The sequence below is a fragment of the Sphaerisporangium rhizosphaerae genome (assembly GCF_042665155.1).
GTDB lineage: Bacteria > Actinomycetota > Actinomycetes > Streptosporangiales > Streptosporangiaceae > Sphaerisporangium > Sphaerisporangium rhizosphaerae.
The window spans coordinates 340,795-366,504 of record NZ_JBHTCG010000002.1 but is presented as its reverse complement, the minus strand read 5'-3'; the positions used below and the strand labels follow the sequence as shown (position 1 = coordinate 366,504).

General features: G+C 72.7%; 27 protein-coding genes and 1 riboswitch. Of the genes, 14 read left to right on the top strand and 13 right to left on the bottom strand.

All coding sequences use genetic code 11. The features are described from left to right. Nucleotides 1-312: 312 nt before the first annotated feature. The gene (locus ACFQSB_RS04320; protein ID WP_380824337.1) at nucleotides 313-1,167 is read left to right on the top strand and encodes a sucrase ferredoxin; all 855 of its coding nucleotides are present in this window, start codon (nucleotides 313-315) and stop codon (nucleotides 1,165-1,167) included. Nucleotides 1,168-1,287: 120 nt separating this feature from the next. Next, nucleotides 1,288-1,599 carry a WhiB family transcriptional regulator gene (locus ACFQSB_RS04315; RefSeq protein ID WP_093171423.1) on the top strand — a complete coding sequence of 104 codons (312 nt, stop codon included), beginning with the start codon at nucleotides 1,288-1,290 and terminating at the stop codon, nucleotides 1,597-1,599. A 312-nt stretch (nucleotides 1,600-1,911) separates the two neighbouring features. Here the strand turns inward: ACFQSB_RS04315 and ACFQSB_RS04310 are convergent, their stop codons facing one another. The 7 genes from ACFQSB_RS04310 to ACFQSB_RS04280 form a co-directional block, all read right to left on the bottom strand. Continuing rightward, nucleotides 1,912-2,568, bottom strand: a complete 657-nt coding sequence (locus ACFQSB_RS04310) for a phosphoribosyltransferase (RefSeq protein WP_380824335.1) — start codon at nucleotides 2,566-2,568, stop codon at nucleotides 1,912-1,914. Between the two features lie 126 nt (nucleotides 2,569-2,694). Further along, entirely contained in the window at nucleotides 2,695-3,804 is a 1,110-nt protein-coding gene (rsgA, locus tag ACFQSB_RS04305; protein WP_380824333.1) for a ribosome small subunit-dependent GTPase A, read from the bottom strand. Between the two features lie 213 nt (nucleotides 3,805-4,017). Beyond that, the gene (gene glyA / locus ACFQSB_RS04300; protein ID WP_354838977.1) at nucleotides 4,018-5,271 is read right to left on the bottom strand and encodes a serine hydroxymethyltransferase; all 1,254 of its coding nucleotides are present in this window, start codon (nucleotides 5,269-5,271) and stop codon (nucleotides 4,018-4,020) included. A gap of 22 nt (nucleotides 5,272-5,293) precedes the next feature. Continuing rightward, nucleotides 5,294-5,377, bottom strand: a riboswitch (ZMP/ZTP riboswitch). Between the two features lie 5 nt (nucleotides 5,378-5,382). Next, nucleotides 5,383-6,393: a YihY/virulence factor BrkB family protein gene (locus tag ACFQSB_RS04295; RefSeq protein ID WP_380824331.1), complete on the bottom strand. Its 1,011-nt coding sequence runs from the start codon at nucleotides 6,391-6,393 to the stop codon at nucleotides 5,383-5,385. Nucleotides 6,394-6,601: 208 nt separating this feature from the next. Beyond that, a complete protein-coding gene (locus tag ACFQSB_RS04290) occupies nucleotides 6,602-6,823 on the bottom strand; it encodes a hypothetical protein (RefSeq protein ID WP_459117323.1) in 222 nt (73 codons plus the stop codon). A 60-nt stretch (nucleotides 6,824-6,883) separates the two neighbouring features. Continuing rightward, entirely contained in the window at nucleotides 6,884-8,092 is a 1,209-nt protein-coding gene (locus tag ACFQSB_RS04285) for an RNA-guided endonuclease InsQ/TnpB family protein (RefSeq protein WP_380824330.1), read from the bottom strand. Nucleotide 8,093: 1 nt separating this feature from the next. Continuing rightward, on the bottom strand, nucleotides 8,094-8,423 hold the full coding sequence (locus ACFQSB_RS04280; protein ID WP_380824329.1) for a hypothetical protein: 330 nt from the start codon (nucleotides 8,421-8,423) through the stop codon (nucleotides 8,094-8,096). A gap of 186 nt (nucleotides 8,424-8,609) precedes the next feature. Here ACFQSB_RS04280 and ACFQSB_RS04275 point away from each other — a divergent pair, with 186 nt between their 5' ends. Next, nucleotides 8,610-8,996: a TetR/AcrR family transcriptional regulator C-terminal domain-containing protein gene (locus ACFQSB_RS04275; protein WP_380824519.1), complete on the top strand. Its 387-nt coding sequence runs from the start codon at nucleotides 8,610-8,612 to the stop codon at nucleotides 8,994-8,996. On the opposite strand, the gene ACFQSB_RS04270 is transcribed toward ACFQSB_RS04275, so the two are convergent. Beyond that, complete coding sequence (locus tag ACFQSB_RS04270) at nucleotides 8,993-9,127, bottom strand: hypothetical protein (protein WP_380824328.1); 135 nt, start codon at nucleotides 9,125-9,127, stop codon at nucleotides 8,993-8,995. The genes ACFQSB_RS04275 and ACFQSB_RS04270 overlap by 4 nt on opposite strands. A gap of 69 nt (nucleotides 9,128-9,196) precedes the next feature. Between ACFQSB_RS04270 and ACFQSB_RS04265 the strand changes: the two genes are divergently transcribed. The 7 genes from ACFQSB_RS04265 to ACFQSB_RS04235 all read left to right on the top strand — a co-directional run bounded on the left by ACFQSB_RS04265 (nucleotide 9,197) and on the right by ACFQSB_RS04235 (nucleotide 15,292). Beyond that, nucleotides 9,197-10,000 (top strand): TIGR03084 family metal-binding protein, encoded by an 804-nt coding sequence (locus ACFQSB_RS04265; RefSeq protein ID WP_380824327.1) that lies wholly within the window; start codon nucleotides 9,197-9,199, stop codon nucleotides 9,998-10,000. Nucleotides 10,001-10,497: 497 nt separating this feature from the next. Further along, nucleotides 10,498-12,180 carry a nitrite/sulfite reductase gene (locus ACFQSB_RS04260; RefSeq protein ID WP_380824326.1) on the top strand — a complete coding sequence of 561 codons (1,683 nt, stop codon included), beginning with the start codon at nucleotides 10,498-10,500 and terminating at the stop codon, nucleotides 12,178-12,180. Between the two features lie 40 nt (nucleotides 12,181-12,220). Next, nucleotides 12,221-12,364 (top strand): Insertion element protein, encoded by a 144-nt coding sequence (locus ACFQSB_RS04255; protein WP_354838959.1) that lies wholly within the window; start codon nucleotides 12,221-12,223, stop codon nucleotides 12,362-12,364. Between the two features lie 73 nt (nucleotides 12,365-12,437). After that, a complete protein-coding gene (locus ACFQSB_RS04250) occupies nucleotides 12,438-13,166 on the top strand; it encodes a phosphoadenylyl-sulfate reductase (protein WP_380824324.1) in 729 nt (242 codons plus the stop codon). A gap of 196 nt (nucleotides 13,167-13,362) precedes the next feature. Then, on the top strand, nucleotides 13,363-14,265 hold the full coding sequence (locus tag ACFQSB_RS04245) for a sirohydrochlorin chelatase (protein WP_380824323.1): 903 nt from the start codon (nucleotides 13,363-13,365) through the stop codon (nucleotides 14,263-14,265). A gap of 204 nt (nucleotides 14,266-14,469) precedes the next feature. Continuing rightward, nucleotides 14,470-14,937 carry a hypothetical protein gene (locus ACFQSB_RS04240; RefSeq protein ID WP_380824321.1) on the top strand — a complete coding sequence of 156 codons (468 nt, stop codon included), beginning with the start codon at nucleotides 14,470-14,472 and terminating at the stop codon, nucleotides 14,935-14,937. After that, nucleotides 14,930-15,292: a hypothetical protein gene (locus tag ACFQSB_RS04235; RefSeq protein WP_380824320.1), complete on the top strand. Its 363-nt coding sequence runs from the start codon at nucleotides 14,930-14,932 to the stop codon at nucleotides 15,290-15,292. Before ACFQSB_RS04240 ends, ACFQSB_RS04235 begins: the two co-directional genes overlap by 8 nt. A gap of 105 nt (nucleotides 15,293-15,397) precedes the next feature. Here ACFQSB_RS04235 and ACFQSB_RS04230 read toward each other — a convergent pair whose 3' ends face one another. After that, a complete protein-coding gene (locus ACFQSB_RS04230; protein ID WP_380824318.1) occupies nucleotides 15,398-16,312 on the bottom strand; it encodes an FAD binding domain-containing protein in 915 nt (304 codons plus the stop codon). A gap of 40 nt (nucleotides 16,313-16,352) precedes the next feature. Continuing rightward, the gene (locus tag ACFQSB_RS04225) at nucleotides 16,353-18,875 is read right to left on the bottom strand and encodes a molybdopterin-dependent oxidoreductase (protein WP_380824317.1); all 2,523 of its coding nucleotides are present in this window, start codon (nucleotides 18,873-18,875) and stop codon (nucleotides 16,353-16,355) included. 203 nt (nucleotides 18,876-19,078) lie between these two features. Here ACFQSB_RS04225 and ACFQSB_RS04220 point away from each other — a divergent pair, with 203 nt between their 5' ends. The 3 genes from ACFQSB_RS04220 to ACFQSB_RS04210 all read left to right on the top strand — a co-directional run bounded on the left by ACFQSB_RS04220 (nucleotide 19,079) and on the right by ACFQSB_RS04210 (nucleotide 21,097). Then, on the top strand, nucleotides 19,079-19,999 hold the full coding sequence (locus ACFQSB_RS04220) for an SPFH domain-containing protein (RefSeq protein WP_380824316.1): 921 nt from the start codon (nucleotides 19,079-19,081) through the stop codon (nucleotides 19,997-19,999). Further along, on the top strand, nucleotides 19,996-20,337 hold the full coding sequence (locus ACFQSB_RS04215) for a type II toxin-antitoxin system antitoxin (RefSeq protein ID WP_380824315.1): 342 nt from the start codon (nucleotides 19,996-19,998) through the stop codon (nucleotides 20,335-20,337). The genes ACFQSB_RS04220 and ACFQSB_RS04215 overlap by 4 nt, the downstream gene beginning before the upstream one ends. A 124-nt stretch (nucleotides 20,338-20,461) precedes the next feature. After that, on the top strand, nucleotides 20,462-21,097 hold the full coding sequence (locus ACFQSB_RS04210) for a GOLPH3/VPS74 family protein (RefSeq protein ID WP_380824313.1): 636 nt from the start codon (nucleotides 20,462-20,464) through the stop codon (nucleotides 21,095-21,097). A gap of 119 nt (nucleotides 21,098-21,216) precedes the next feature. Here ACFQSB_RS04210 and ACFQSB_RS04205 read toward each other — a convergent pair whose 3' ends face one another. The 3 genes from ACFQSB_RS04205 to ACFQSB_RS04195 all read right to left on the bottom strand — a co-directional run bounded on the left by ACFQSB_RS04205 (nucleotide 21,217) and on the right by ACFQSB_RS04195 (nucleotide 23,902). Further along, entirely contained in the window at nucleotides 21,217-22,065 is an 849-nt protein-coding gene (locus ACFQSB_RS04205) for a DUF1707 SHOCT-like domain-containing protein (RefSeq protein WP_380824312.1), read from the bottom strand. A gap of 137 nt (nucleotides 22,066-22,202) precedes the next feature. Beyond that, on the bottom strand, nucleotides 22,203-23,342 hold the full coding sequence (locus tag ACFQSB_RS04200; protein WP_380824311.1) for a maleylpyruvate isomerase family mycothiol-dependent enzyme: 1,140 nt from the start codon (nucleotides 23,340-23,342) through the stop codon (nucleotides 22,203-22,205). A gap of 2 nt (nucleotides 23,343-23,344) precedes the next feature. Beyond that, nucleotides 23,345-23,902, bottom strand: coding sequence for a sigma-70 family RNA polymerase sigma factor (locus ACFQSB_RS04195; protein ID WP_354838929.1), 558 nt, complete (start codon nucleotides 23,900-23,902; stop codon nucleotides 23,345-23,347). Nucleotides 23,903-24,046: 144 nt separating this feature from the next. Between ACFQSB_RS04195 and ACFQSB_RS04190 the strand changes: the two genes are divergently transcribed. Further along, the gene (locus ACFQSB_RS04190; protein WP_380824309.1) at nucleotides 24,047-25,675 is read left to right on the top strand and encodes an isovaleryl-CoA dehydrogenase; all 1,629 of its coding nucleotides are present in this window, start codon (nucleotides 24,047-24,049) and stop codon (nucleotides 25,673-25,675) included. Nucleotides 25,676-25,710 lie beyond the last annotated feature (35 nt).

Genomic DNA, 25,710 nt, shown 5'->3' with positions numbered 1-25,710 from the left:
CCGGCCGAGCGTCCCGGCCGAGCGGCCTGTCGGGATGCCGGATCGGGGTGTCAGGCGAGGTTGCCGCGCGGGGGCGGCCGGTTAACGCGTCGCGGCCCGCCCAGGCAAGCCGACCGAGGAAATCGGTCCGTGATGAATCTCACACCGACAAAGCTGTATATGTCCTCCCGAATCGGACACCGGGCGTACCTGACCCCTCGCATGAAGGGTTCAACGCCGTTAGGTTAGTCTTACCTAAGTGATCGGGGAGGAAGTGTGACGACAGAGCGGGCACGGGGGTGTGACCACCCCGCGGGCTGCCATACGGGCGGGGTGCCGGTGCTCGCCAGCGCCACCACCGGCGCGCGGTTCTGGCTGCTCGTCGAGCATTCCGGTCCTTGGGCCTCCCATCTTCCCGACTGCGAGCTGCCCGAGGCGGTCCACGCGCTCATCCGGCGCGCGGCCGATCTGGGCGTGCGCGCCCAGCTCATCCGCCGTCCGCTGCACCGCCGCGCCGCTCCGGGCCCGGTCCACGTCATGGTCGCCGACAGCACGGCCGAGGTCCCGTGGCTGGCCGAGGGCCACTTCGACGACCCGAGCGATCTTGACCTGGGATCTCTTGTGCGCGGAGTGGTTCCGGAGTCCTGCATACTGGTGAAGGAGCCGGTGTTCCTGGTCTGCACGCATGCCAGGCGCAACGCGTGTTGTGCCCGCATTGGCCTTCCCATCGCGCGGGTTTTGGGTGAGAGCCAGCCGGGAAGAGTGTGGGAAACCACTCATGTGGGCGGCGATCGCTACGCCGCCAACCTCGTGTGCTTGCCACACGGGCTTTACTACGGCAGCATGTCTCAGGCTGCCGCGATCGCGGCGGCAAACGCGTACCGGCACGGCGAGATCGTTCTCGACCGTTTCCGGGGACGCGCGGGCATCCCTGAGCCATCGCAGGCCGCCGAGCATTTCGTCCGGGTACAAACGGGCGAGCTCTCGGTAGGCGGAGTGGCCGTGGAATCCACCAGGTCGGACGGTGACGTCACCGAGGCGATTGTGCGCCACGGGGACGTCCGGTTCCGGGTTGTGGTCGAGCGCGCGGCGTTCACGCCGTGCGGTACGGCGTGCGCCGACACGATCGCGACCTACAGGCTGGCGGCGCTGGAGCTTCTCCGGTGCGGCACGCCCGTTCTGACCTGAGGCTCCGACGGAGCCGGGAACACCGCGGCCTATCACGGCGTTGGAACGAGGGACGCCATATGCGTCCAATGCGGCACAAACACGAAATACCTCTCACCTACTCACCTAAGGTGGTTTCTCATGTCTCAGGTACGTCGGCAGATCGCCCGCCCGCGCCCCAGCTGGGGTTGGCAGGATGACGCCGCGTGCCGGGGAGAGGACCTTGTGCTGTTCTTCGGCCCTGACGGCGAGCGTCAGCCGGAGCGCGACATCCGTGAGCGCAAGGCCAAGGCCATCTGCGCCCAGTGCCCCGTCCGTGCGGAGTGCCTCGACTACGCCCTTTCACGTCCCGAGAAGTACGGCACGTGGGGTGGGCTCAACGAGGACGAGCGGGCGTCCGAGCGCCGTCGGCGCATGCGGCGTGCCGCCAGCGCGGGCATCAGTGCTGCCTGACCCTCCACCGGCATGATCCCTCCAGCATGATCATGCGGCTTTTCCGCTCCTGTACGCCTCCAGGGCCGCAATTGCCGCATGATCGTGCGGATGCCCTTCCCCCGGAAGGCATCCCCCGCTCCACCGCCCCCTGACAAGGGCACCCCCTCGCGAAGCATCGCTCTGGCGGGGGCGCCGCGCCGCCGCCCCCGCCGAGCCCCCGCTCCCTGCGCTCCAGCGTGACTCCACCGCTCGACGCGAGCACCTTCCACGAGCGTCCAGACCTCACGGCTCGACGCCGCTCGACGAGCCTCCCGCTCCAGTCCCGGATCGTCACCGTTCACGTCTCAGCAGGGTCAGGACGTCGGCGTCGGTGAGCTGGTCGAAGCGCTGGTACCACTGTCCGACAGCGTAGAAGCCGGCCGGTGTGGCGAGGGCGACGACCTGGTCGGCCTCCTCGCCGAGCGCCTTCACCGTCCGCGACGATCCCACCGGCACGGCGAGCACCAGCCGGCGCGGCCCGCTCGCCCGCACGGCGCGCAGGGCCGCCCGCGCGGTTCCCCCCGTGGCCAGCCCGTCGTCCACGACCACGACGTCCCTCCCCGCGGTGACGGGCGGCGGCCGATCACCGCGATAGGCCCTGACCCTCCTGGCCAGCTCGGCCCGCTCGCGCGCAACAATGGGCTCCAGCTCCTCGACGGTGGTCGTGAGCTGGGACAGCAGCTCGGCGTCGAACACCGGCTCGCCGCCCTCGGCGATCGCCCCCATGCCCAGCTCCGGCTGCCAGGGGTGGCCGATCTTGCGGGTCACCAGGACCTCCAGCGGCACACCGAGGCGTTCGGCGACCGGCGCCGCCACCGCCACGCCTCCGCGCGGCAGGGCGAGCACGACCGGATCGGACAGACCGGCCTCGGCCAGCGCGTCCGCGAGCAGGACCCCTGCCTCCGCCCTGTCGGCGAAGGGCAGGAAGACCCCCCTGCCAGCGCCCATACCTCCAACCTACGCCTCGGCCGACCTACGCCTCGACGCCGTCCCAAGGAGGGCCCTGCCGGCGGGAGGGGCGGCCCGCCCCCGTCCTGCGGGGCGGACCGCCGTGGGCCGAGGCGGCCACAGGGATCAGGGGCGTCCCCGGCCGCGCACCGACTTGTGGATGATCTTCCACTTGCGCGTCTCCTCCGCGCGGAGCCGGGCGTCGCCGCGCCTGGCCATCCACGCGGCCTCGCGCTGGAGCTTGCGCCAGCTCTCCAGGCGGCGCTCGGGCAGCTCGCCCGACTCCAGCGCCGACAGGACCGCGCAGCCGGGCTCGCTCTGGTGCCCGCAGTCACCGAAGCGGCAGCTCTCCGCCAGTTCTTCGATGTCGGAGAACACCAGGTCGACGCCCTGGCTCATCTCGTACAGACCCACCCGGCGGATGCCGGGCGTGTCGATGATCAGGCCGCCGCCGGCGAGCGGGATCAGCTCACGGTGCACGGTGGTGTGCCGGCCCCGGCCGTCGCCCGCGCGGACCTGCTGGGTCTCCATGACCTGCTCGCCCGCCAGCGCGTTGACCAGCGTGGACTTTCCCGCGCCCGACGCCCCGAGGATCACCGCGGTGCGGGAACCGGCGAGGTGGTCGCGCACGACCTCCACCCCCTCGCCGGTGATCGAGCAGACGGCGTGCAGGTCGACCCCGGGCCCCGCGGCGGCCACGTCGTCCAGCAAGCCGGCCAGGTGCTCGCCGACCAGGTCGGCCTTGGTGATCAGGACGACGGGCCGCGCCCCGCTCTCCCAGGCCAGCGCGAGCAGGCGCTCGACCCGGCCGAGGTCGGCGAAGTCGGTGGCGTGCAGGGCCGGCTCGGCGACGAACACCACATCGACGTTGGCGGCGAGCACCTGCCCCTGGGAGTCGCCGGACAGGCCGCCCCGCGAGTCGCGGCCCACCCCGCCGCGGACCAGGCTGGTCGTGCGGGGCAGGACCGCCTGCAGCTCGTGGCGGCCCTCGGGCAGCCGGGTGAGCGCGGCCCAGTCGCCCACGCAGGGAAGGGCGACGGGGTCGGCCGCCGCCGCGCGGCGCAGCGGGGCGGCGTACTGGGCGTGGTGGTGGCCGTCGGCGGTGATGACGTCGGCGGCCCCGCGGTCGACGCGGGCCACGCGGGCGGGGACGGCGCCGCCCGGAAGATCTGCGGCCAGGGAGTCGTCCCAGCCCAGAGAGGAAAGATCATGACCTGAGGCGGTCAACTGAGGCACCTTTCGAAGACCGGGCGCCTCGCGGCTTCAGCGCGCGACGGCCACCCGGAGGGAATCGGACACGGGCATGCCTAGAAAGACCCGCATGATCCTCACCTCCCGTCGAATGATGCCGCCGTCCTACAACGGCGAAGCCGGGCCCACCATATCGCGGGCCCGGCTCACCAGGGCAACACATTTAACCTCCGGCGCCGCGCGGCGCCGGAGGGCGGCTCAGCTCAGCCCGGGGGCCGGGAACTTGGCGGTGAGCTCGCTGACCTCGCCGTGGACGCGGGCGATGACCTCCTCGGCGTCGCCCTTGGCCAGGGCGGTGACGACCTCGTCCATCCACGCGCCGATCTGCCGCATCTCGCTCTCGCCCATGCCGCGGCTGGTGATCGACGGGGTGCCGATGCGCAGGCCGGAGGGGTCGAAGGGCTTGCGCGGGTCGAACGGCACGGTGTTGTAGTTGGTCTCCAGGCCGGCCCGGTCGAGGGCCTGCGCGGCCGGCTTGCCCGCGACGCCCTTGGAGGTCAGGTCGATCAGGATGAGGTGGTTGTCGGTGCCGCCCGAGACCAGCTCGAAGCCGCGGCCCGCCAGCTCCTCCGCCAGCGCCTTGGCGTTGCGGACGACCTGGTGGGCGTAGGTCTTGAAGTCCTCGCCCGACGCCTCGCGCAGCGCGACGGCGATGGCGGCGGTGGTGTGGTTGTGCGGGCCGCCCTGCAGGCCCGGGAACACGGCCTTGTTCAGCGCCTTGGCGTGCTCGTCGTCCGTGGCCATCAGCATGGCGCCGCGCGGGCCGCGCAGCGTCTTGTGCGTGGTGGTGGAGATGACGTCGGCGTGCCCCACCGGCGAGGGGTGGGCGCCGCCGGCGACCAGGCCCGCGATGTGGGCGATGTCGGCGGCCAGGACGGCGCCGACCTCGCGGGCGACCTCGGCGAAGGCCGGGAAGTCGATGGTGCGCGGGATGGCGGTGCCGCCGCAGAAGATGAGCTTGGGACGGTGCTCAAGGGCGAGCGCGCGCACCTCGTCCATGTCGATGCGGCCGGTGTCCTGCCGCACGCCGTACCTGACCGGGGTGAACCACTTGCCGGTGGCCGAGACCGACCAGCCGTGGGTGAGGTGGCCGCCGAAGGGCAGGCCCATGCCCATGACGGTGTCACCCGGGTTCAGGAAGGCCATGTAGATGGCGAGGTTCGCCGGGGAGCCGGAGTACGGCTGCACATTGGCGTGGTTCACGCCGAACAACGACTTGGCGCGCTCGATGGCCAGGGTCTCGATCTGGTCGATCACCTGCTGGCCCTCGTAGTAACGCTTACCGGCGTAGCCCTCGGAGTACTTGTTGGTGAGAACGGTGCCGGTGGCCTCGAGAACGGCCCGGGAGACGTAGTTCTCCGAGGGGATCAGCTTGACGGTGTCGGCCTGACGGCGTTCCTCCGCTCTGATCAACTCGGCGATCTCCGGGTCGACGTCCGCAAGAGAACTCATGGCCCTACCCTTCGTTGGCTCCGGCGGAGACCCAGGCGCCCGGCCTCCGACCTCTTCGCTCCCTGGTGGTAGCCCCCACCCAGACGCGCCGGTCACGTCGCGTTCCGACGCTTAGACGATAGCGGACTCGCCGTTTCTGCCGAGCCCGCCACCCGGCCACGACCGGTCGACCTCGGCGTTGAGCGTGGCCCCGATGAGCACCGCCAGCGCCGTGATGTAGAGCCACAGCAGCACGGCGATGGGCGCGGCCAGCGAACCGTAGATCGACAGCGGCGTGAACCACGCGGCCAGCACCTCGCGCAGGACCGCCGCGCAGGCGATCCAGATCACCAGCGCCAGCACCGCCCCGGGCACCTCGCGCCACCAGCGGGTGCGCACCGGCACGCTCACGTGGTACAGCAGCGTGAGCACCAGCACCGACCCGATGGTGACCACCGGCCAGTACAGCACGCTCACCAGGCCGCTGTACTGCGGCAGCGCGTTCGACAGGATCGTCGGCCCGACCACCAGCACGGGGATGACGAGCAGGCCGATGAGCAGCGCCGCCAGGTACAGGCCGAAGGACAGGATGCGCGTGCGGATGATGCCGCGGGTCTCGCCGAGCCCGTAGGCGATGGAGATCAGGTCGACGTAGACGAACAGGGCGCGCGAGCCCGACCACAGCGCGAGCAGGAAGCCCACGGAGATGAGCGACACCTGGCCGCCGCGCAGCACGTCGTCCAGCAGCGGCCGCACCACGCGCTCGATGGTGTTGCCGGTGAACAGCAGCTGCGACTGCCGCAGCACCCACCCGCGGGTCTCGGCCACGGTGCCGGGGCCGAGGATGCCGCTCATGTGCCCGAGCAGGCCGATGAGCCCGAGGACGAACGGGGGCAGCGACAGCAGGGCGAAGAACGCCGCCTCCCCGGCCAGGCCGGTGACGCGGAAGTTGAACCCGGCCACGGTGGTCGCGCGCACCAGCGCCCACAGGCGCGTCTCGCGCAGACTGCCCCAGGTCTTGGACCCGCGCACGGCGGAGAGCCCGGCGGCGGCGTTCCGCTTGGCCCGGGACCTGACCAACCTCCAGCGGGGCGTGCGGCCGGAGGGACCGGGCGACCTGGCAGGAGCGCCGGTGGACGTCATGGCATCCAAAGGTATTCGCAACATGGCCCTACCACGACCCCACCGTGTAACGATCTCCTTGCGTGGCGTCTACCCCGTGAAGTGCCGTCCTATCTGTCCCGGCATGGGCGACCTTCAATGGTATCCGGCGCATTTCCGGAAACGGCGACAAAAGCGCAGGTCAACGGCCGGTCAAGCCCTCGCGGAGGCCGGCGGATCGCGGCGGAAATCAGCCGTCCAGCGCGATGGCGTTCTTGGCCAGGTCGACGGACTCCTGGGAGGCGGGGCCGCCCGGGTTCTCGGTGGCCAGCGCCTGGTTGCGCTCGGCGAAGGGGCGCATGCGCCGCTCGTACCGGGCGAACGCCCGCCGGTGGTCGCCGTCGGCCGCGGCGAGTTCGGCCGCCAGGACGTACGCGCCCACCAGGGCGAGGCTGGTGCCCTGGCCCGACAACGGCGAGGCGCATTGACGCGCTCCCCGACCCTGAAGGCCGGGAATCCAGCCCGCGCCGCGTCATGCGGCACCTCTGAGGCTTCCTGTTTCGTCGACCTGTGCCACCGCGAGCGGTGGTCTTACCTGGTCTCCACAGGCGTTTAACCTGTCCGCCCGCCCGGCGGCCAGGATGTTGATCGCCGCGTTGACATCTCGGTCGTGGACCGCGCCACAAGCACAGATCCACGACCGGACGTTCAACGGCATCGACTCGACGACGGCCCCGCACGCCGAGCACAGCTTCGACGACGGGAACCACCGGTCGATCTTGACCAAGGTCCGTCCGTGCCGGGCGGCCTTGTACTCCAGCATCGCGACGAACTGCGACCAGCCCGCGTCGTGGACGCTCTTGGCCAGTCTCGTGCGCGCCAGGCCCTTCACCGACAGGTTCTCCACGTGCACCGCTTGGTTGTCGCGGATGATGCTCGCAGAGAGCTTGTGGGCGAAGTCCCGGCGCGCGTCGGCCACCCGGGCATGCGCCCTGGCGACCTTCACAACGGCCTTCTTCCTGTTCGCCGACCCCTTCGCCTTGCGGGACAAGGCCTGCTGGGCTGCGCGGAGCTTCTTGGCCGCCCGGCGCAGAAACCGAGGGTTGCCGATCTTCCGTCCGTCGGACGTGACCGCAAAGTGCGTCAACCCCAGATCGATGCCCACCTCGGCGGCCCTCTCAGGCAAGGGCACCTCGCCGGTCCCGGCGCCGGTCTCGACGACGAAGGAGGCGAAGTACCGGCCCGCCGCATCCTTGACCACCGTGACCGAGCTGGGCTCCGACGGCAGGGGGCGCGACCACCGCACCGGCACCTCCCCGATCTTCGGCAGGCGCAGCCTGCCGCCTGTCGTGATCGAGAACCGGGCGTTCCTGGTGAAGCGGACGGCCTGCCGGTTGTCCTTCTTGGAGCGGAACCGGGGCGCGCCCACCCTGGCTCCCTTCCGCTTGCCGGTCATCGAGGCGAAGAAGCTGCGGTAAGCGGCATTCAGATCGGCCAGCGCCTGCTGAAGGACGACCGCTGAGACCTCACCCAGCCAGGCCCGTTCGGGGGTCTGCTTGGCCTGGGTGATGACCCGCCTGGACAACTCCCCGTCGGAGATGTACGGCACGCCCGCCTGGTAGGCGTCGGCCCTGATACGCAGCCCGTCGTTGAACACCACCCGCGCGCACCCGAACGCCCGCGCCAGCGCCTCACGCTGGGCGGCGTCCGGGTAGAGCCGGTATTGGTAACGAAGCCGCACGTCAATCATTGTCACCGGATCCGTGACTGGACGTAGGCGAATCCGAGCGATCCGTGAACACATCGGCGACCGCGCCAACGCCGCCCACCACTTCGGTGAGCACACCATCGTCGAACGCAACGGTCGGCCTTTCGCCATCCTGGTGCCCTGCGCCTGGCGGATCAAGCAGCAACATCAGGAAGGTCAGGGCACGGCCGCACCCTAGCGGGCACTCCCGCGTGGGCCTCCCCCCGGTGTGAACGCCGGAGCACTGGCCCGCATTCAGGTAGCCCGCGTCGCCCACTAGGGTCACCCGCCCGCGCGACCAGCACGGCACGTGGATCTGCGCCATCGCGTCGAAGTAGAAGCCGGGCGTCTTCCCATGGCCTCCAGCAGCCGTCGCGGTCTTCGGGGAGCACTCCTACCCGCCCGAGCGCCCGGCGGGATGGCGGGCCCGGCTGGAGGAGAGCGGCCGCGCCCTGTGGGGCCTGCACCGCCGCCACCCTGGCTGGCCTAGCTCAGCCCGCTCACCAGGCCGCTGCCGCTGCCCAACCTGCTCACCCACGGCGAGCACATGCTCGGCGCGCTCGAAGAGCACGACCTGACCGCCTCCACCATGCTGGACCTGCAGGTGCTGCTCTACGGGTACGTCCAGGGCCTGGCCGTGCACCTGGAGCGGGAGGCCCACGCCCTGGCCGCCACCGGGCTGTCGGAGGACGAGTGGATGGATCTGCACGGCCCCGCCATGGGGTCCATCGCGGCTGGCGGCGGGCATCCGGCCTTCGCCAGGCTCATGGCCGCCTTCGCGGAGGGCGGGTACGACCTCGACCTCGACGCGATCTTCGAGCTCGGGCTGCGCGTGCTGCTCGACGGGCTGGCCGTCTTCCTCGGTCAAGGCGCGCGGCGCACCGAGGTCACGCGCTAGCTGGTGTGGGACCAGACGAGAACGCTCTCGCGCGGCTCGTCGGCGGGCCGGTGCTGGCAGTCGCACCAGGAGCCGCCCCGGCAGTCGTCGTGCCGGTGATCTTTGCACTCTTCGCAGATCACCTGCCCCATTCTCCTCCTGTTCCTCCCAGAACAACACTCGGTTACGCTGACGCCAGCACATGCGAAGCGGAGGTGCCCGTGGCCGTCTCCATGCCCGAGCTGCTGGCCGATCTCCGGGCGGAAGGCGCGGAGCTCACGGCCATGATCCGGACACTGGACCCGGCGGGCTGGGATCTGCCGACCCCCGCCGAAGGTTGGGCGGTCCGCGACCAGATCAGCCACCTCGCGTGGTTCGACGACGCGGCGACCACGGCCGCCACCGATCCCGAGTGCTTCCGCGCCGCGCTGCCGGCCCTGACGGCCCGCGGGGACACCGCGGTGGACGAGATCGCCGTCGCGGCGCGCAGCCTGTCGCCCGGCCAGGTGCTCGCCTGGTTCCGCGCGGCGCGCGCCCGCAGCCTCGACGCCTTCGGGAAGCTCGACGCCAAGGAGCGGCTGCCGTGGTACGGGCCCGACATGTCCGCCGCGTCCTTCGTCACCGCCCGGCTGATGGAGACCTGGGCGCACGGCCAGGACGTGGCCGACGCGCTCGGCATCGCGCGGGTGCCGACGGCGCGGCTGCGGCACGTGGCCGCCCTCGGCGTGCGCGCGATGCCGTACGGCTTCACCGTCCGTGGCCTCGCGCCGCCGCGGGACCCGGTGCGGGTGGAGCTGACCCTGCCGGACGGCACGCCGTGGACCAGCGGTCCCGAGGATGCGGCCGACCTGGTGCGCGGCCCGGTGCTGGACTTCTGCCTGCTCGTCACCCAGCGCTGCGACCTGGCCGACACCTCACTGGAGGTGCGCGGCGACACGGCCGGGGCCTGGACGGCGGTCGCCCAGGCGTTCGCCGGCCCGCCCGGCGACGGCCGCCCGCCCGGCCGGGCGCGGGCCCTCGCGTGACCGCGGCCGACGGGGACCCTCGCGTGACCGAGACCGACGGGGACCCTCGCGTGACCGGGACCGACGGGGGCTCTCGCATGACCGGGGCCGAGGGGGACCCTCGCGTGACCGGGATCGATGGGGGCCCCGCGTGATCGCGGCCGGCACCCCTTCTGGGGTGGGCGGCAACCCCTACCTGGGGACGGAGACCCCAGCCAAAAGGGGCACCATATCCCAAAGTGTGGACCCGATATTGGACATCGCCCACACGCCGGGTATCGTTTGGGACATGCCAGCGGACCCGCTTCTCGTCGTGCGACGTCACGTCGATTTCCTGCGTGTCCGCAGTGCCATCTGTTGTGACGCTTGTTGACCGTCGCCCCCTGTTGACTCTCGCCAGCTCGGGCCCGTGACAGGCGTCCTTTTTCATGCGCTCACGTCTCAGATCATGAGACGTCAGGCGGCCTGCTCACGAGCGTCCGTGCGATCCGACGACCATTCTCGGCAAAGGACGCCCCATGACCAGCCCGCCCCGGCCTGCCAGCCGCCACCACAAGCGCCCGCGTGGTGAAGGTCAATGGGCTCTCGGTTACCGCGAGCCGCTCAACAAGAACGAGGAGAACAAGAAGAACGACGACGGGCTGAACGTCCGTCAGCGGATCATCGACGTCTACTCCAAGCAGGGCTTCGACTCCATCGACCCCGCCGACCTGCGCGGCCGGTTCCGCTGGTTCGGCCTCTACACCCAGCGCAAGCCGGGCATCGACGGCGGCAAGACGGCGATCCTCGAACCCGAGGAGCTCGACGACCGCTACTTCATGCTCCGCGTCCGCATCGACGGCGGCCAGCTGAGCCTCGAGCAGCTCCGCACGATCGCCGACATCGCCAACACCTACGCCAGGGGCACGGCCGACGTCACCGACCGGCAGAACATCCAGCTCCACTGGATCGAGGTCGAGGCGGTCCCGGCGATCTGGGAGGCCCTGGAGGCCGTCGGGCTGTCCACCACCGAGGCCTGCGGCGACACCCCGCGCGTCATGCTCGGCTGCCCGCTGGCCGGCATCGACGCCGGCGAGGTGATCGACGCGACGCCACAGATCGACGACACCGTCGCCCGCTACATCGGTGACAAGGCGTTCTCGAACCTGCCCCGCAAGTTCAAGTCGGCGATGAGCGGCTGCCCGGCCCACTGCACGGTGCACGAGATCAACGACATCGCCTTCGTGGGCGTCGTCGACGAGCAGGGCGACAGGGGCTTCGACCTGTGGGTGGGCGGCGGCCTGTCCACCAACCCGATGCTCGCCAAGCGCCTTGGCACCTTCGTCCGCCCCGAGCAGGTCCACGAGGTGTGGGCCGGGGTGATCGGCATCTTCCGCGACTACGGCTACCGCCGGCTCCGTCACCGCGCCCGCATCAAGTTCCTGGTCAACGACTGGGGAGTCGAGCGGTTCCGCGAGGTGCTGGAGAAGGAGTACCTCGGCTACCCGCTGCCGGACGGCCCCGCCCCCGAGACGCCGCGCGGTGGCCGGCGCGACCACGTGGGCGTGCACCCGCAGAAGGACGGCAACTTCTACGTCGGCTTCGCGCCCAAGGTGGGACGGCTGGACGGGGACAAGCTGCACCTGATCGCCGACATCGCCGAGCGGTACGGCTCGGCCCGCGTCCGCACCACCGTCGAGCAGAAGATGGTCATCCTGGACATCGCGCCGGACAAGATCGAGGGCATCGTGGCCGACCTGGAGGCCGCGGACCTGCAGGTCAACCCGAGCACCTTCCGCCGCCAGACGATGGCCTGCACCGGCATCGAGTTCTGCAAGCTGGCCATCGTGGAGACCAAGGGGCTGGCCTCGGACCTCATCGACGAGCTCGAGCACCGCCTGCCCGATTTCGGCGAGCCGCTCACGATCAACGTCAACGGCTGCCCGAACTCCTGCGCCCGCATCCAGACGGCCGACATCGGCTTGAAGGGCCAGCTCGTCGTCGACGCCGGCGGCAACCAGGTGGAGGGCTTCCAGATCCACCTCGGCGGGTCGCTCGGCGTCAAGCCCGGGTTCGGGCGCAAGGTCCGAGGACTCAAGGCGACCGCCGACGAGCTGCCGGACTACATCGAGCGCGTCCTGAAGAACTACCAGAGCCAGCGGAACGACGAGGAGACCTTCGCCGACTGGGTGCAGCGCGCCGAGGAGGCGGACCTCACGTGAGGGCCCCCGGCGCCCCCGCCGCGGGTGAGGGGAGGCACGCGTGAGCGAGCGCGCGGTCCCCTTCCACTGCCCGTACTGCGGCGAGGAGGACCTCGAACCCTATGAGGGCGACGGCGGCTGGTACTGCCGCTCGTGCGCCCGCGCCTTCAAGCTGAGGTTCCTCGGCATCGGCGTGCGTTCATGAACGGCGGTGAGTCCTGGGCGCCCCCGCGCCCGGCGGCCGCACACACTGAAGATCGAGGAGTAGTGAGCGAGTCATGACACTGGTGGAGATCGAAGCCGTACTGGAACGACAGCGCGGCGTGCTCGACCTGCGTGGCATCGTCGAGTCCGCGGCCCAGTTCCTCGAGGACGCCCCCGCCCGCGAGATCATCCGCTGGGCCGCGGCCACCTTCGGCGACCGGCTGTGCCTCACCTCCTCCATGAGCGACGCCCTGCTGATCGACCTGGTGAGCCGGGTGAAGCCCGGGGTCGACGTGCTGTTCATCGACACCGGGTACCACTTCGCCGAGACCATCGGCACCCGTGACGCCGTCCAGCAGGTGTACGACGTCAACGTGATCAACGTCAAGCCGTCCCGCACGGTCGAGGAGCAGGACCGCGACCTCGGCCCGCGCCTGCACGGCCGCAACCCCGACCTGTGCTGCTACCTGCGCAAGGTCGAGCCGCTGAACCGCGCGCTCGAGCCCTACCTCGCGTGGATCTCCGGCATCCGCCGCGACGAGTCGCCCAGCCGGGTGGGCACCAAGGTCGTGGAGTGGGACGCCAAGCGCCAGATGGTCAAGGTCAACCCGATCGCCCGCTGGACGCAGGACGACGTCGACAACTACATGTCCGACAACGGCGTGCTGATCAACCCGCTGCACTACGACGGCTACCCGTCGATCGGCTGCGGCCCCTGCACCCGCCGCGTCGCCCCCGGCGAGGACCCCCGCAGCGGACGCTGGGCCGGCCTCGGCAAGACCGAGTGCGGCATCCACCTCTGACCGACCGCTCGTCCACCTCTGACCGACCGCCCATCCACCTTCCGACAGACCGCCCATCCGACGCGCGGGCCCGCCACGACCCGCGACCGACCGCACACGAGGCCAGGTTCTGAACACCGTTCCCGGCCCCTTCCGGATCCAGGTCCGGCACGGGCTCCCGATCGTCCTCCCGGGGCGTGTCCCGCCGCTGGTGGCGGTGGCGCACGGGTCACGCGACCCGCGTGCCACCGCCACGGTGGAGGCGCTGCTGGAGCGTGTGCGCCTTGCCCGCCCCGGCCTGGCCGTCCACGCCGCCTACCTGGACCACGCACGGCCGTCCCTGCCCGAGGTGCTGGCCTCTCTGGACGAGGCCGTCGTCCTTCCCCTGCTGCTCACCGACGCCTACCACACCCGCGTCGACATCCCCGCCTTCCTGCGGGAAGAGGCCGCGCGCCGCGACTCCGCGCCGCCGGCCCGGACGCGCCCGCCGCTCGTGGTCCACCAGGGCGCCGCGCTCGGCCCCCACCCCCTGCTGATCACCGCGCTGGAGCGGCGACTCGCCGAGGCGGGCGTCGAGATCGGCGACCCGGAGACCGCCGTCGTCCTGGTGGCAGCGGGGTCCAGCGACCACCGGGCGATCGCGGTGATCGACGAGATGGCCCGCGACTGGGCGCTCGCGCGCGGCTGGCATTCGGTGACCCCCGCCTACGCCTCCGCCGCCTCCCCCACCCCCGAGGAGGCCGTCCGGCGCCTGCTGGCCGCCCACCCCTCCCTTTCGAGTCCGGCGCTCGGCGCCGGCCCCCGCACCTCAGCGCGCCATGACTTCCCCGCACGTCATGACCCTCCAACACGTCATGACTCTCCGGCGCGCCATGACTTCCCCGCACGTCATGACTCTCCGGCACGTCACGCACCCCCGGCCCGCGTGGTGGTGGCCACTTACCTGCTCGCCCCCGGGTACTTCGCCGACAAGGTGCGGCGCACCGCCCTGGCCGCCGGCGCCCACACGGTCGCCGCCCCCCTCGGCCCCGCACCCGAACTCGTCACCGTCCTCCTCGAACGCCACGCCCAAGCCCAATCCCTCCTCCGAACGGCCACCCACGTACCAACCCCCGGCTGACCGACCCGCTCCGCCGCCCCTGTGCGCCTAACCGAACAGAACCGCGTGGTCACTTAAGCGCCTACCTACCCGAGTGGGTTCGTGATCCCTTGTCGATGGGTGCGCGAGCTGCTGCACAGCAGCGGCCGGCGCATCGCGGAGGTGTTGTTCGCAGGCCGGATGGCCAACTGAACTACTTTCGAACTAGCAGTGTAAGATGGCGGCATGGCGACACGGTCTTTTCCCTTCTCGACGCTGATCAACAAGCAGACCAGCGTGTTTCCGGCGCTCGACGACGCCGATGTCATCCTGGAACGAAGGGATGCCGAGAATCTGGTCCTGATGCGGTCGGAGCGCTTCCAGGCCATGTCCGACGGGCTCCGGCTCGCCGCCCGGTCGCTGTCGATCATCGCGCACGCGAATCGCGGTCTGGCCGAGCAGGTCTTCGCCGAGGAACTCCCCTGGTTGACCTGGCTACCCGCCGAGGCCCGCATGGAATGCGTGAGCGAACTTCTCGATCACCTCCTCGCCGGCGCCGACACCGGGCTGCTCGTCCCGTTCGCCCGCGCGCTGCGTGAATGGACCTCCACCGCCGAGATCTACTCCGACCCCGAACTCGCCCGCCGACTCCGCGGCCCCTTCGCCACCACTGACGCCACCGACCTTCCACGGCCCGGCGCCGTCGATGAGTGACAAGGTGAAGCGTGGTGACGAGGTGCGACGGCCCACTGGCTGGGTCATACGGCTCGTCGACCGCCAAGCCGCGCTGGGGTGGGCTTCACTCCTGTCCCAAACCCCCGCGAACCTCGACCGAGCCTGGATCGCCATCACCGCCGATCCACGTGGCAGCGGCGACGTGGCCCGGCAGCACCGCCTCAAGTTCGATCTCAAGGCAGTGAAGATCGCCGGGGTCGAGTTGGAGCAGTGGCAGTACGAGGTGACCGGGGGCGGCAGGATCTGGTACGCCATCGACGACGATCAACGCATCATATGGATCACGCAGGCGGGCACCGGCCACCCTCGTCAGACCGACAAGCGCCGACCCTGACGTTCAGCCCGCACCGGCGGTCCGCCGGGTCCAGGAAGTACGGAACCTGTCGGTGTCCTCGCGCCGGTAGGTGCCTCACGCCATCAGCGCGGCATGCTCAGGGGGTCATCGTGGGGCTGCCGCCTGTTCCAGGGCTTCGAGGATGGTGCCGGTGAGCAGGGCGATCTTGTAGGCGTTCTGGCTCGTGGGGGTGCACCGGGCGGCGGCGCGGGCGGCCGCCTGTTCCAGGGGCTCTCCGGCCAGCAGGGCCTGCTCGACCTCGGTGAGGCGCAGGGGGACGCGCGCGACGCCGCCCACCGCCACCCGGGCGAACCTCACCCGGCCGTCGTCCACCACCAGCCGCGCCGCGGCCTCGGCCAGCGGCCATTCGGCGTGCGCGCGGGCGGTCGCCCGGTGGTAGGCGGCGCGCTCCCCCGCGCGCGGCGGCGGCAGCACGACGGCGGCGAGGATGGCGCCCGGCGGGAGCAGATGGTCCCGCGTGGGGTCGGCGCCGTCCCCGTACAGCTCGCCCACGGGGAACGGGGCCTCGCCGTGCACCTCCACCGACGCCTCGCAGGCGAGCAGCGCCACGGCCAGGGACGAGGGATGCGGGGCGAGGCACGGACCGGTTCGCACGACCGCGGCGCGCAGGGTGAGCCCGTCCTGGGCCGGGCAGTCGTGGCCGCCGTCCTGGAAGCAGGAGAACGCCGGGCTGCGGAAGTAGGGGCACCGGTTGCGCTGCAGCAGGTTGCCGCCGAGGGTGGCCACCGCGCGGATCTCGGGCGTCGCCACGGCCGCCGCGGTCCGCGCCAGGCAGGGGTGGGCGGCGGCGAGACGCGGGTCGGCGGCCAGATCGGCGATCGTGGTCAGCGCGCCGACGCGCACCGTGCCGTCCTCCCGCCAGACGACGCCGGACAGTTCCGGCCGGCCGCGCAGGTCGATGTGCGGGCCGACCGAGGGGCGAGACATCAGGTCGGTGCCGCCGGCGCGCAGCTCACCGCCGAGCAGCGCGGTCGCGCTGATGTCGGTCAGGGAGGTCATCGGCCTGCGATCCCTTCATGAGCCGGTCGAGACGGAGAGGTCATCGGGCGGTGATCCCTTCGAGGAGCCGGTCGGGACGGATGGGCAGGTCGCGGGGGCGCCAGCCGGTGGCGTTGTGGACGGCGTTGCCCACCGAGGCGGCCACGCCGATGGTGGAGACCTCGCCGATGCCGACGCCCCGCCCGTTGACGTGGTCCCACCCCTGCTGGTGGAAGTGCACCTCGATCTCGGGGCAGTCGCCGATGCCGGGCAGATGGTAGTCGTCCAGGCCGGTGGTGAGCACCACGCCGGTCGCCGGGTCGACGTGGCGCTCCTCGTACAGGGCGTAGCCGACGCCCTGGACGACGCCGCCTTCGCACTGGCTGCGCGCCAGGCGATCGGCGTAGATGTGCCCCGCCGCGATGCCGGCCCACACCCGCAGCGGCCGGATCACGCCGAGGCGGGTGTCCACCTCGACCTCGGTGACGTGGACGGCGCCGCTGAGCCCGCGACCGAGCGCCATGCCGGCGACGGCGAACGGGGTGAGGTAGCCGCGCCGGTCGCCGCGGCGCCCGCCGACCACGCGGGCCCCCTCGGTCAGGCCGAGCTCGCGGAGCCGCCGGGCGGCGTCGCGCGCCGCGGGTCCGATCGAGGCCGTGCCGCGGCTGCTCATGGCGCCCGGCCCGTGCACGGTCCCGGTCCGGCCGATCTCGACGCGCACCGCCCCGGCGGGCAGGCCGAGCTCCTCGGCCACCACGGCCGCGATGACGCCGCGGACGCCGGTCCCGATGTCCTGGGTGGCGGTGCGGGCCACGACCAGGCCGTCCTCGACCCGCAGCTCCACCTCGCTTCCCGGGTCCACGACGTAGATCCAGTTGGCGGCGGCCACGCCGACGCCGCGGCGGAAACGCCCCGACCCGGCGCCGGTGGCCGGCCGTCCGGTCCACAGGGGCAGCGCCGCCGCCCGGTCGTACAGCGCCCGCCGCTTGGGGTTGCCGTCCCAGCGGCGGCGCAGGGCGATCGGGTCCTCGCCGCGGCGGTGCGCGGCCTCGTCCACCGCCTGCTCCAGCGCCCACAGCAGGGGCGGCGCCCCGGGGCCGCGGAACGGCGCGCCGGGCGGCTCGTTGGTGACCACGTCGTAGTCGCGCAGCCGCCGCGGCGCCTTGCCGTACATCAGCCGGGCCTGCAGGGCCACGGCCGAGCCGACGGCCACGCCGCCGCGGCCGTACACGTCCACGGTCAGGGCCGCCAGGTCGCCGGCGTCGTCGGTGAGCAGGGCGATCTCGGTGCGGGTGCCGGGGCGGTTGCCGGCGTCGGTGAGCTCCTCGTCGCGGCCGAGCACCACGCGCACCGGCGCGCCGCAGACCCGCGCGAGCTCGGCGGCCGCGACGGTGTCGACGGTCACGCCGACCTTGGCGCCGAACCCGCCGCCGACGTGCTCGGCGACGACGTGGACCCGGCCGGCGGGCAGCCCCCACCGCTTGGCGGCCTGCTCGGCGACGACGCCGACGGCCTGGGTGGAGACGTGCAGGTGCAGGTCGCCCGAGTCGTCCCAGCGGGCCACGCAGGCGTGCGGCTCCAGCGGGGTGTGCGCCTGGACGGCCGTGGTGAACCCGCCGGTGACCAGCCGGGGGTCGGCCGCGGCGCGCGCGGCCTCCACGCGCCGGGCGGCGGTGCGGCCCCGCCTGCTCAGCAGGCCGACGGGGCCGCGCACGTTGCCCTGCCAGCCGGCGGGCGGGGACATGCCCTCGCTGTGGCTGGGGGCGCGCTTCCGCGCGGCCTGGTCCTCGTAGACGGGCGGCGCGGCGGGATCGTCGTCCAGGGCGGCCGGGAGGGGTTCGTAGCCGATCGCCGCGCGCCCGGCGATCGCCAGCGCCTCGGCGCGGGTGGCCGCGGCGACCGCGGCGATCGGCTGCCCCGCGTAGCGGACGGTGCGGTCGGCGGGCAGCAGGTCCACCACGTGGTCGGCCGGCAGGTCGACCGAGGTGACGCGGGCGTGCGCCCGGGCCGAGCGGACGATCACGCCTTCCAGCAGGCCGGGCGGCCGCACGTCTGTGGTGTACCGGGCCCTGCCGGTGACCTTGTCCATCGCCTCCACCCGGGCCGGCGGGACGGTGGCGGCGCCGTCGTGCTCACCCCGGCAGGCCGCCGCGATCGCCGCGTGGATGCCCTCGTAGGCGCCGCACCGGCACAGGTGCCCCGCCATGGCGGCGGCGACGCGCGCGCGAGGCGGGGCGGTGTCGCCGTTGCGGGCCCGCCAGTCGTCGACGAAGGCGGCGGCCTGGACCACCAGGCCGGGAGTGCAGTAGCCGCACTGCAGGCCGTCGTGCGCGGCGAACGCCCGCTGGACCGGGTGGTCCAGGCCCTCGACGGTGGTGACCTCGCGCTCGGCCACGGCGGCGGCGGGCAGCAGGCAGCTCACGTGCGGGGCGCCGTCCACCATGATCGTGCACGCGCCGCAGACCCCGGTGCGGCAGGCCGCCTTGGCGCCGGTGAGGCCGAGGCCCTCGCGCAGGACGTCCACCATCGCCTCGTCGGCCCCGGCGTCCACCTCGATCGGCTCTCCGTTGACCACGATCTTCACGCGCGGGCTCCCGTCCGAGATGACCGACATCGTCCGTCGCAGTCTCCGGCAGCCGGGTTGACGTTGGCAACATCACGCGGACATCGTCGGCCTCCTCCGCCTCTCCCGACCGTTCGTCACTTCTCTTCGATCGGCTCCGGGCTTGCAAAGTGATATCACTTTGCTATGGTTGTGCCATAAGCACAGACCCCCCGGAGGAAACCATGGTCAAGGCGGGAACGGCGGAAGAGGTCGCGGTGGAGATGCCGGCGGCGCACGTGAGCGAGCGGCGGCCGCTCGAGGTCTCGGGCTGGCCCGTGCTCGGGCTGTGCCTGCTGCTCGCCGCGGCGGGCGTGGCGGTGCTGGTGACCCAGGGCGAGCAGGGCTCGGGCGGCGTGATCGGCGCGGGGGTGGCCCTCCTGGTGGTCGCCGTCCTGCTGCTCACCGGTCTGATGGCGATCGCGCCCGGCCAGGCCAGGGTGGTGCAGCTTCTCGGCCGCTACCTCGGCACGGTGCGGGCCGACGGCCTGCGGTGGGTCATTCCCTTCACCCAGCGGCGCGCGGTCTCGACGCGCATCCGCAACCACGAGACCGACGTGGCCAAGGTCAACGACGCCGACGGCAACCCGATCGAGATGGCCGCGGTCGTGGTGTGGCAGGTGGAGGACACCGCCAAGGCCGTGTTCGAGGTGGACGACTTCGTGGAGTTCGTCGCCATCCAGACCGAGACGGCCGTCCGGCACATCGCCGGCAACTACGCCTACGACTCCCACGACGACGGCCAGCTCTCGCTGCGCGACAACGCCGACGAGATCACCGGCAAGCTCTCGGCCGAGATCGCCGCCCGCGTCTCCTCGGCCGGGGTCAGGGTCATCGAGTCGCGCATCACCCGCCTGTCCTACGCCCCCGAGATCGCCCAGGCCATGCTGCGCCGCCAGCAGGCGGGCGCGATCGTCGCCGCCCGGCGGCAGATCGTGGAGGGCGCGGTCGGCATGGTGGAGGCCGCGCTGCACCGCCTGGACGCCGCCGACGTCGTCGACCTGGACGACGAGCGCAAGGCCACCATGGTCAGCAACCTGCTGGTCGTGCTGTGCGGCGACAAGGACGTGCAGCCGGTCGTGAACACCGGCTCCCTGTACCAGTGAACGAACGCAAGAAGATCCTCCTGCGGCTCGACCCCGCGGTCCACGACGCCATCACCCGCTGGGCCGGGGATGAGCTGCGCAGCACCAACGCCCAGATCGAGTTCCTGCTGCGGCGGGCGCTCGCCGGCGCGGGGCGGCTCCCCGGCGACGTGGGCGGCATGCCCAAACGGGGCCGTCCCCCGAAGGACCCCGGCGACTCCACGCCGACCGGGGCCGCCGACGAGGCCGGCGGGGACGCCCCGGACGCCGGAGCACTCGGCTCCCGAGCCGGAGGCGAACCGGACGGGGAAGCCGCTGGACCGAGCGGCGACGCGTCCGGGCACGACGGCTCTTCGTGAACCGTGGAACGCGGAACCCGCGACCGATCCGAGTGACCTGAGACGCCGCACGCGGCCCGCTTGGCCCCTCGCCGGGGCCGCGCCGGCCGGACCCCTCGCACGACACGACCGAGAGGAGCGACCGGTGGACCTGCCCGGCTCCCTGCCCCAACGGCTCTACCTGCTGGCCTACGACATCGAGCGCGGGCGGCCGACCGCCCGCTGGAAGCTCGGCTACCTGATGCGCGCCGGGATCCTGGCCGAGCTGCTGCTGCGCGGCTGCCTGGACGACGCGACCGGCGGCCCGGTCGCCTCCCGGACCGCCGTCCCGGACGACGCCCTGCTCGACGCCGCCCTCCAGCAGATCGCCGCGTCCCGGCGGCGCACCTGGCAGCACTGGGTGAACAAGGGCTCGCACCGCGCCGTCCGCCAGGTGCGCGACCAGTTGGAGGCCGGCGGCTGGATCCGCGTGCGGCGCACCCGCCTGCTCGGCGTCATCCCGCTGGCCAAGGTGACGGTCCGCGACACCCGGGTGGTGCGGCGGCTGACCTCGACGGTCTCCTCGGCCATGCGCGGCGGGCAACCCCTGTCACGGGTCGAGCCCCGCGACGCCGCGCTCACCGCCCTGGCGTCGGTGATCAGGCTCAGGACCGTCATGCCGTGGCGGCAGTGGCGGGCCGTGCGCGAACGCGGCGAGGCACTCGGCGTCGTCGTGGCCCCGGTGCCCCGGGCCCTGCACAAGGCCATCCAGGCCGCCCAGGCCGCGGCCGCCGGTTCCTGACCCGGCGCTCCCCCGGCGACCGGGCCGGGCTCTCGCGCGAAGCCCGGCTCGACCGGGCCGGGACCACACGCTCGGCGTGATCGTACGTGGCCGGCGACTCGGCCCGGCGGAAGCGGTGGTCAGCCGTACGGGGGCGGCGGCGGGGGCGGCGGGAAGGGGCCGCCGCGGCGGTCGTCACGGCGGGAGTCGCGGCGGGCCTGGCGCAGGCCGTCGCGGACCTCGCGCATCGCCTCGTGGTGGGCGCGCCGCACCTCCTGGTGGGCCCGGTGCAGCTCATGGCGCTGCTCGCGCATCCCGAGCAGGTGGTCGCCGCGGCCGGCGCGCATCTCGCCGCGCCTTTCCTGCCACCACTCGCTCCAGGCGAACCATGCTCGCTGGATCGGCTTGGCCTGGGAGTCTCCGATGACCCTGACGTCGCCCATCACGGCGTACGCCCGGACGCGCACCACGGGGACGTGCTGCCCCGGCGGGGCCTCCAGGACGTCCACCCGCTTGTCGCCCATGACCGCGATGCCGGTGAGGTCCACGTCCACGCCGTCGGGCACGATGATCTTGATATCGCCCATCACCGCCGTGGCGACGATGTCGACCTCGTTGGAGCGCACCTCGGCCTCGCGCAGGTCGATCGTCACATCGCCCATCACGGCGACCGCGCCGATCTCCTGGTCGACGCGCCACTTGCCGCGCCGCTTGGTGTCGCCCATGACGGCGACGTACCACCGCCGGGCCCTGCCCGTACGCGGGGACGGGGGCGGGGACGACGGGTAGGCGGCGGCGTGTGGCACGCCATCCGGCAGGTCGGCGGTGATCTGGGCCAGTTCGGCGTGGGTGGCGGCCAGGTAGGCGGCCTCGGTGCGCTCGGTCAGCTCGGAGAGCGTCAGGCGTCCTTCGACGGAGGCCTCTCTGAGCCGTTCGACGACGGCCTCGCGCTCGGCGTCCGAGGCGCGCATACCACCCGGATCATTCATGGCACGAATCTAGCGCGGCATCACGCCATGTCACGATCCTCCGTAAGGAGGATCTCACCGCGCGCCTCCACCCGCCGGACGACCGGCGGACCGGCGGACCGGCGGAACCGGCGGAACCGGCGCGAGGCGAGCGCGCGTCAGGGTCCCGAGAGGGCGGGCGCGGCGTGCAGGACGTCGCGGACCAGGCCCGCGTCCCCCTCCACCTGCGCGGGGAACTCGGCCGGGGCGCCGCGTCCGCCGAGCAGGAAGCAGAAGGCCATGGCCTCGCAGGTGATCGCGGCCTGGACGGGCGAGCCGTCGTCGGGCACGGCCGGACGGGCCACGTCGAGCGGAACGTGCCACGCGCCGCCCCCCGGACCGGTCAGCGTGAGGCGGATCGCGCGGTCGCCGCCCTGCATGCCCGACAGCAGCATCGTCCACGGCACCAGCCGGGCGCAGAAGTCGGCCGTCGGGTGGATGTGCCCGTCCAGCGGCAGGGGAAGAGGGCGGCCCAGCACCGCCGCGGTGTCGTCGGTGTGGATCCAGGTCTCCAGCATGCGGGCGAGCAGGTGGTCGGAGACGGGGAAGCCGATGCCGCCCGGCGCGATGACCGTGGCCGGGTCCATCGAGGCGGCGTGCGCGCAGATCGCCTCGGCCTGGAGGCGCCAGTCGGCCCGGGTGCGCTCAGGGGCCTGCCCGGCCGCGAACGCGATCATGTCGGCCGTGCGGGCCAGGACCTCCGGGGAGGCGACCGCCGGGCCCGCGACCGGCGCGCCGATGGCGTCGGCGACCAGGCCGTCGGTGGCGGCCAGGTGGGCGATGAGCTGCTGCAGCGTCCAGCCCTCGACGATGCGCGCCGACCAGTCGGCGGGCGCCGCCGAGGCGAGCAGGGCGTCCATGGCGGCGACCCGCGCGGCGTACGGCGCGGCGACCCCCGTGGTGGCGGCGGGGCGGCGCGCCGACCGGGCGGCCGTCATCAGCCGGGAGAGCGCGCCGCCCGGGGCATCGGCGGCGGCCTCGACCAGCGCGTCCAGGCTCAGCCGGGTCACCGGGTCGGAGGCGACGGGCACGCCGTACGCGCCGAGCTCGCCGCCCGGCGCGGGCTCGTGGCCGTCGGCGGCCTCGGCGTGGGAGGCGGGCGCCGGCGGGCCGTGCCGGGTGGAGGAGGTCGCGGACGTGGACGACGTGGAGGGGGACGTGGGCCGCGCGGATGACGCGGGGGACGTCGGTGACGTGGGGGACGTGGAGGACGTGGCGGGGCCGGAGGGGTCGCCGGACGGGCCGGAGTGGTGGTCCACCGTCACACCTCCTTCTCGGCGAGCTCGTCGGCGAGCCTGCGCAGGCCCAACCGGATGCGGGACTTGACGGTGCCCTCGGGCAGCCCCAGCTCGGCGGCCGCCTGACGATAGGTACGGCCACGGTAGTACGCGAGTTCGATCGCCTCCCGGACCTCGCCGGGGAGCCGGCTGACGGCCAGCCGAACGCGGGCGGCCTCGTCGGCGGCCAGGACCCAGTCTTCCAGCGGGCTCGGCTCGGGATCGGTCAGGCGGGGGCCGAGCGCCGAGACGCGGTGGCGTTCCTCGGTGCGGACGTGGTCGACGGCCCGCCGGTGGGCGATGGTGGCGAGCCACCCGCGCAGCGACCCCCGGTCGGGGTCGAACGCCAGCGGGCGTTCCCAGAAGGTGACGAAGACCTCCTGCACGATGTCCTCGGCGACGACCCGGTCGCGCGTGACCCGCAGCGCGAGCCCAAGCACCAGCGGATACAGCCGGTCGTGCACCTCGCTCAGCGCGCTCTCGTCCCCGCCGACGACGCGCTGGTGCAACAGCCGGTCGTCGGTCGTTCCAGGGGCCTCCACCGGTCCCACCCTTCCTTGGTCAGCGACCCGAGCATCCCACTGTTCCGGGGAAATGTTGAGATGGATGCCTGAGCGCGCATGCAAGAGGCGTTCGGCACCGGACCGCACCGCACCGCCACGCACCGACACCGCCCGGAGGCTCTCTTGACGCACGACGTCACCAACCAGGTCCCCCCGCTCACCGGCCACGACGTGTCCGCCGACCCCGGCATGGTGGAGGGCGTGCGACGGGAGGGCGCCGACTGGGCCCTCGGGGAGCTGCGCACCCTGGGAACGCTCGCCGGGTCGGCCAGGGCCCAGGAATGGGGGCGGCTGGCCAACGAGTGCCCGCCGGTGCTGCGCACCCACGACCGGTACGGCAACCGCGTCGACGAGGTGGAGTTCCATCCGGCCTGGCACGAGTTGATGGCCGTGGCCGTCGAGCACGGCCTGCACGCCACGCCGTGGGCCTCGCCCCGGCCGGGCGCCCACGTGGCGCGCGCGGCCAAGTTCTACGTGTGGTCGCAGGTGGAGGCGGGCCACGGCTGCCCGATCTCGATGACCTACGCCAGCGTGGCGGCGCTGCGGCACACCCCGGCCCTGGCGGCGGAGTGGGAGCCCCTGCTGACCTCCCGCGGCTACGACTTCGGGCTGCGCCCGGCCGCCGCGAAGCGCGGGGTGCTGGCCGGGATGGCGATGACCGAGAAGCAGGGCGGCTCGGACGTGCGCGCCAACACCACCCGCGCCGAGCCGCTGGGCGACGGCACGTACGCGATCACCGGCCACAAGTGGTTCAACTCGGCGCCGATGTGCGACGTCTTCCTGGTGCTCGCGCAGGCCCCCGGCGGGCTGTCGTGCTTCCTGCTCCCCCGGGTGCTGCCGGACGGCTCGCGCAACGCGATGCGGATCATGCGCCTGAAGGACAAGCTGGGCAACAGGTCCAACGCCTCGGCCGAGGTCGAGTACGAGGGGGCGGTGGCCCGCCTGGTCGGCGAGGAGGGCCGCGGCGTGCGCACGATCATCGAGATGGTCAACATGACGCGCCTGGACTGCGTCATCGGCTCGGCCGCCGGCATGCGGTACGGGGTGACGCAGGCCGTCCACCACGCCACCCACCGCAGGGCGTTCGGCGAGGCGCTCGCCGATCAGCCGTTGATGCGCAACGTGCTGGCCGACCTGGTCCTCGAGTCGGAGGCGGCGACCGCGGTCATGCTGCGCCTGGCCGGTGCGACCGACCGCGCGATCCGCGGCGACACCGGCGAGGGGGCGTTGCGCCGCACGGCCCTGGCGGCGGCCAAGTACTGGGTGTGCAAGCGGGCTCCGGCGCACGCGGCGGAGTCGCTGGAGTGCCTGGGCGGCAACGGGTACGTCGAGGAGTCGCAGATGCCACGCTTGTTCCGCGAGTCCCCCCTCAACGGCATCTGGGAGGGCTCGGGCAACGTGGCCGCCCTGGACGTGCTCAGGTCGATGGCGAAGGATCCAGACAACCTGGACGCCTTCTTCGGCGAGGTCGACCTCGCGAAGGGCGCCGACTCCCACCTGGACGCGGCCGTGCGCGAGGCGAAGGACTCCCTGGCCGACCCCGCCGCCCTCGAACACCGCGGCCGCCGGATCGTCGAGCGCGTGGCCCTGGTCTTCCAGGCGTCCCTGCTGGTCAGGCACAGCCCGCCGGCCGTCGCCGACGCCTTCTGCGCCTCCCGACTGAGCCCTGATCGCAGTCTCGCGTACGGCGGCCTGCCGCCCGGCGCGGACCTCGACGCGATCATCGGACGGGCCGGGGTGAGGTTCGCCTGAGAAGTACGGGTGGTCAGGAGGGGGTCGTTCGCGGA

What these genes read in the sequence shown, in the direction of transcription:
- ACFQSB_RS04315 (WP_093171423.1), top strand. Translation starts at nt 1,288, where the DNA reads ATGTCTCAGGTACGTCGGCAGATCGCCCGCCCGCGCCCCAGCTGGGGT.
- ACFQSB_RS04310 (WP_380824335.1), bottom strand. Translation starts at nt 2,568, where the DNA reads ATGGGCGCTGGCAGGGGGGTCTTCCTGCCCTTCGCCGACAGGGCGGAG.
- glyA (WP_354838977.1), bottom strand. Translation starts at nt 5,271, where the DNA reads ATGAGTTCTCTTGCGGACGTCGACCCGGAGATCGCCGAGTTGATCAGA.
- ACFQSB_RS04295 (WP_380824331.1), bottom strand. Translation starts at nt 6,393, where the DNA reads ATGACGTCCACCGGCGCTCCTGCCAGGTCGCCCGGTCCCTCCGGCCGC.
- ACFQSB_RS04280 (WP_380824329.1), bottom strand. Translation starts at nt 8,423, where the DNA reads ATGGCGCAGATCCACGTGCCGTGCTGGTCGCGCGGGCGGGTGACCCTA.
- ACFQSB_RS04270 (WP_380824328.1), bottom strand. Translation starts at nt 9,127, where the DNA reads ATGGGGCAGGTGATCTGCGAAGAGTGCAAAGATCACCGGCACGACGAC.
- ACFQSB_RS04260 (WP_380824326.1), top strand. Translation starts at nt 10,498, where the DNA reads ATGACCAGCCCGCCCCGGCCTGCCAGCCGCCACCACAAGCGCCCGCGT.
- ACFQSB_RS04250 (WP_380824324.1), top strand. Translation starts at nt 12,438, where the DNA reads ATGACACTGGTGGAGATCGAAGCCGTACTGGAACGACAGCGCGGCGTG.
- ACFQSB_RS04240 (WP_380824321.1), top strand. Translation starts at nt 14,470, where the DNA reads ATGGCGACACGGTCTTTTCCCTTCTCGACGCTGATCAACAAGCAGACC.
- ACFQSB_RS04235 (WP_380824320.1), top strand. Translation starts at nt 14,930, where the DNA reads ATGAGTGACAAGGTGAAGCGTGGTGACGAGGTGCGACGGCCCACTGGC.
- ACFQSB_RS04230 (WP_380824318.1), bottom strand. Translation starts at nt 16,312, where the DNA reads ATGACCTCCCTGACCGACATCAGCGCGACCGCGCTGCTCGGCGGTGAG.
- ACFQSB_RS04220 (WP_380824316.1), top strand. Translation starts at nt 19,079, where the DNA reads ATGGTCAAGGCGGGAACGGCGGAAGAGGTCGCGGTGGAGATGCCGGCG.
- ACFQSB_RS04205 (WP_380824312.1), bottom strand. Translation starts at nt 22,065, where the DNA reads ATGAATGATCCGGGTGGTATGCGCGCCTCGGACGCCGAGCGCGAGGCC.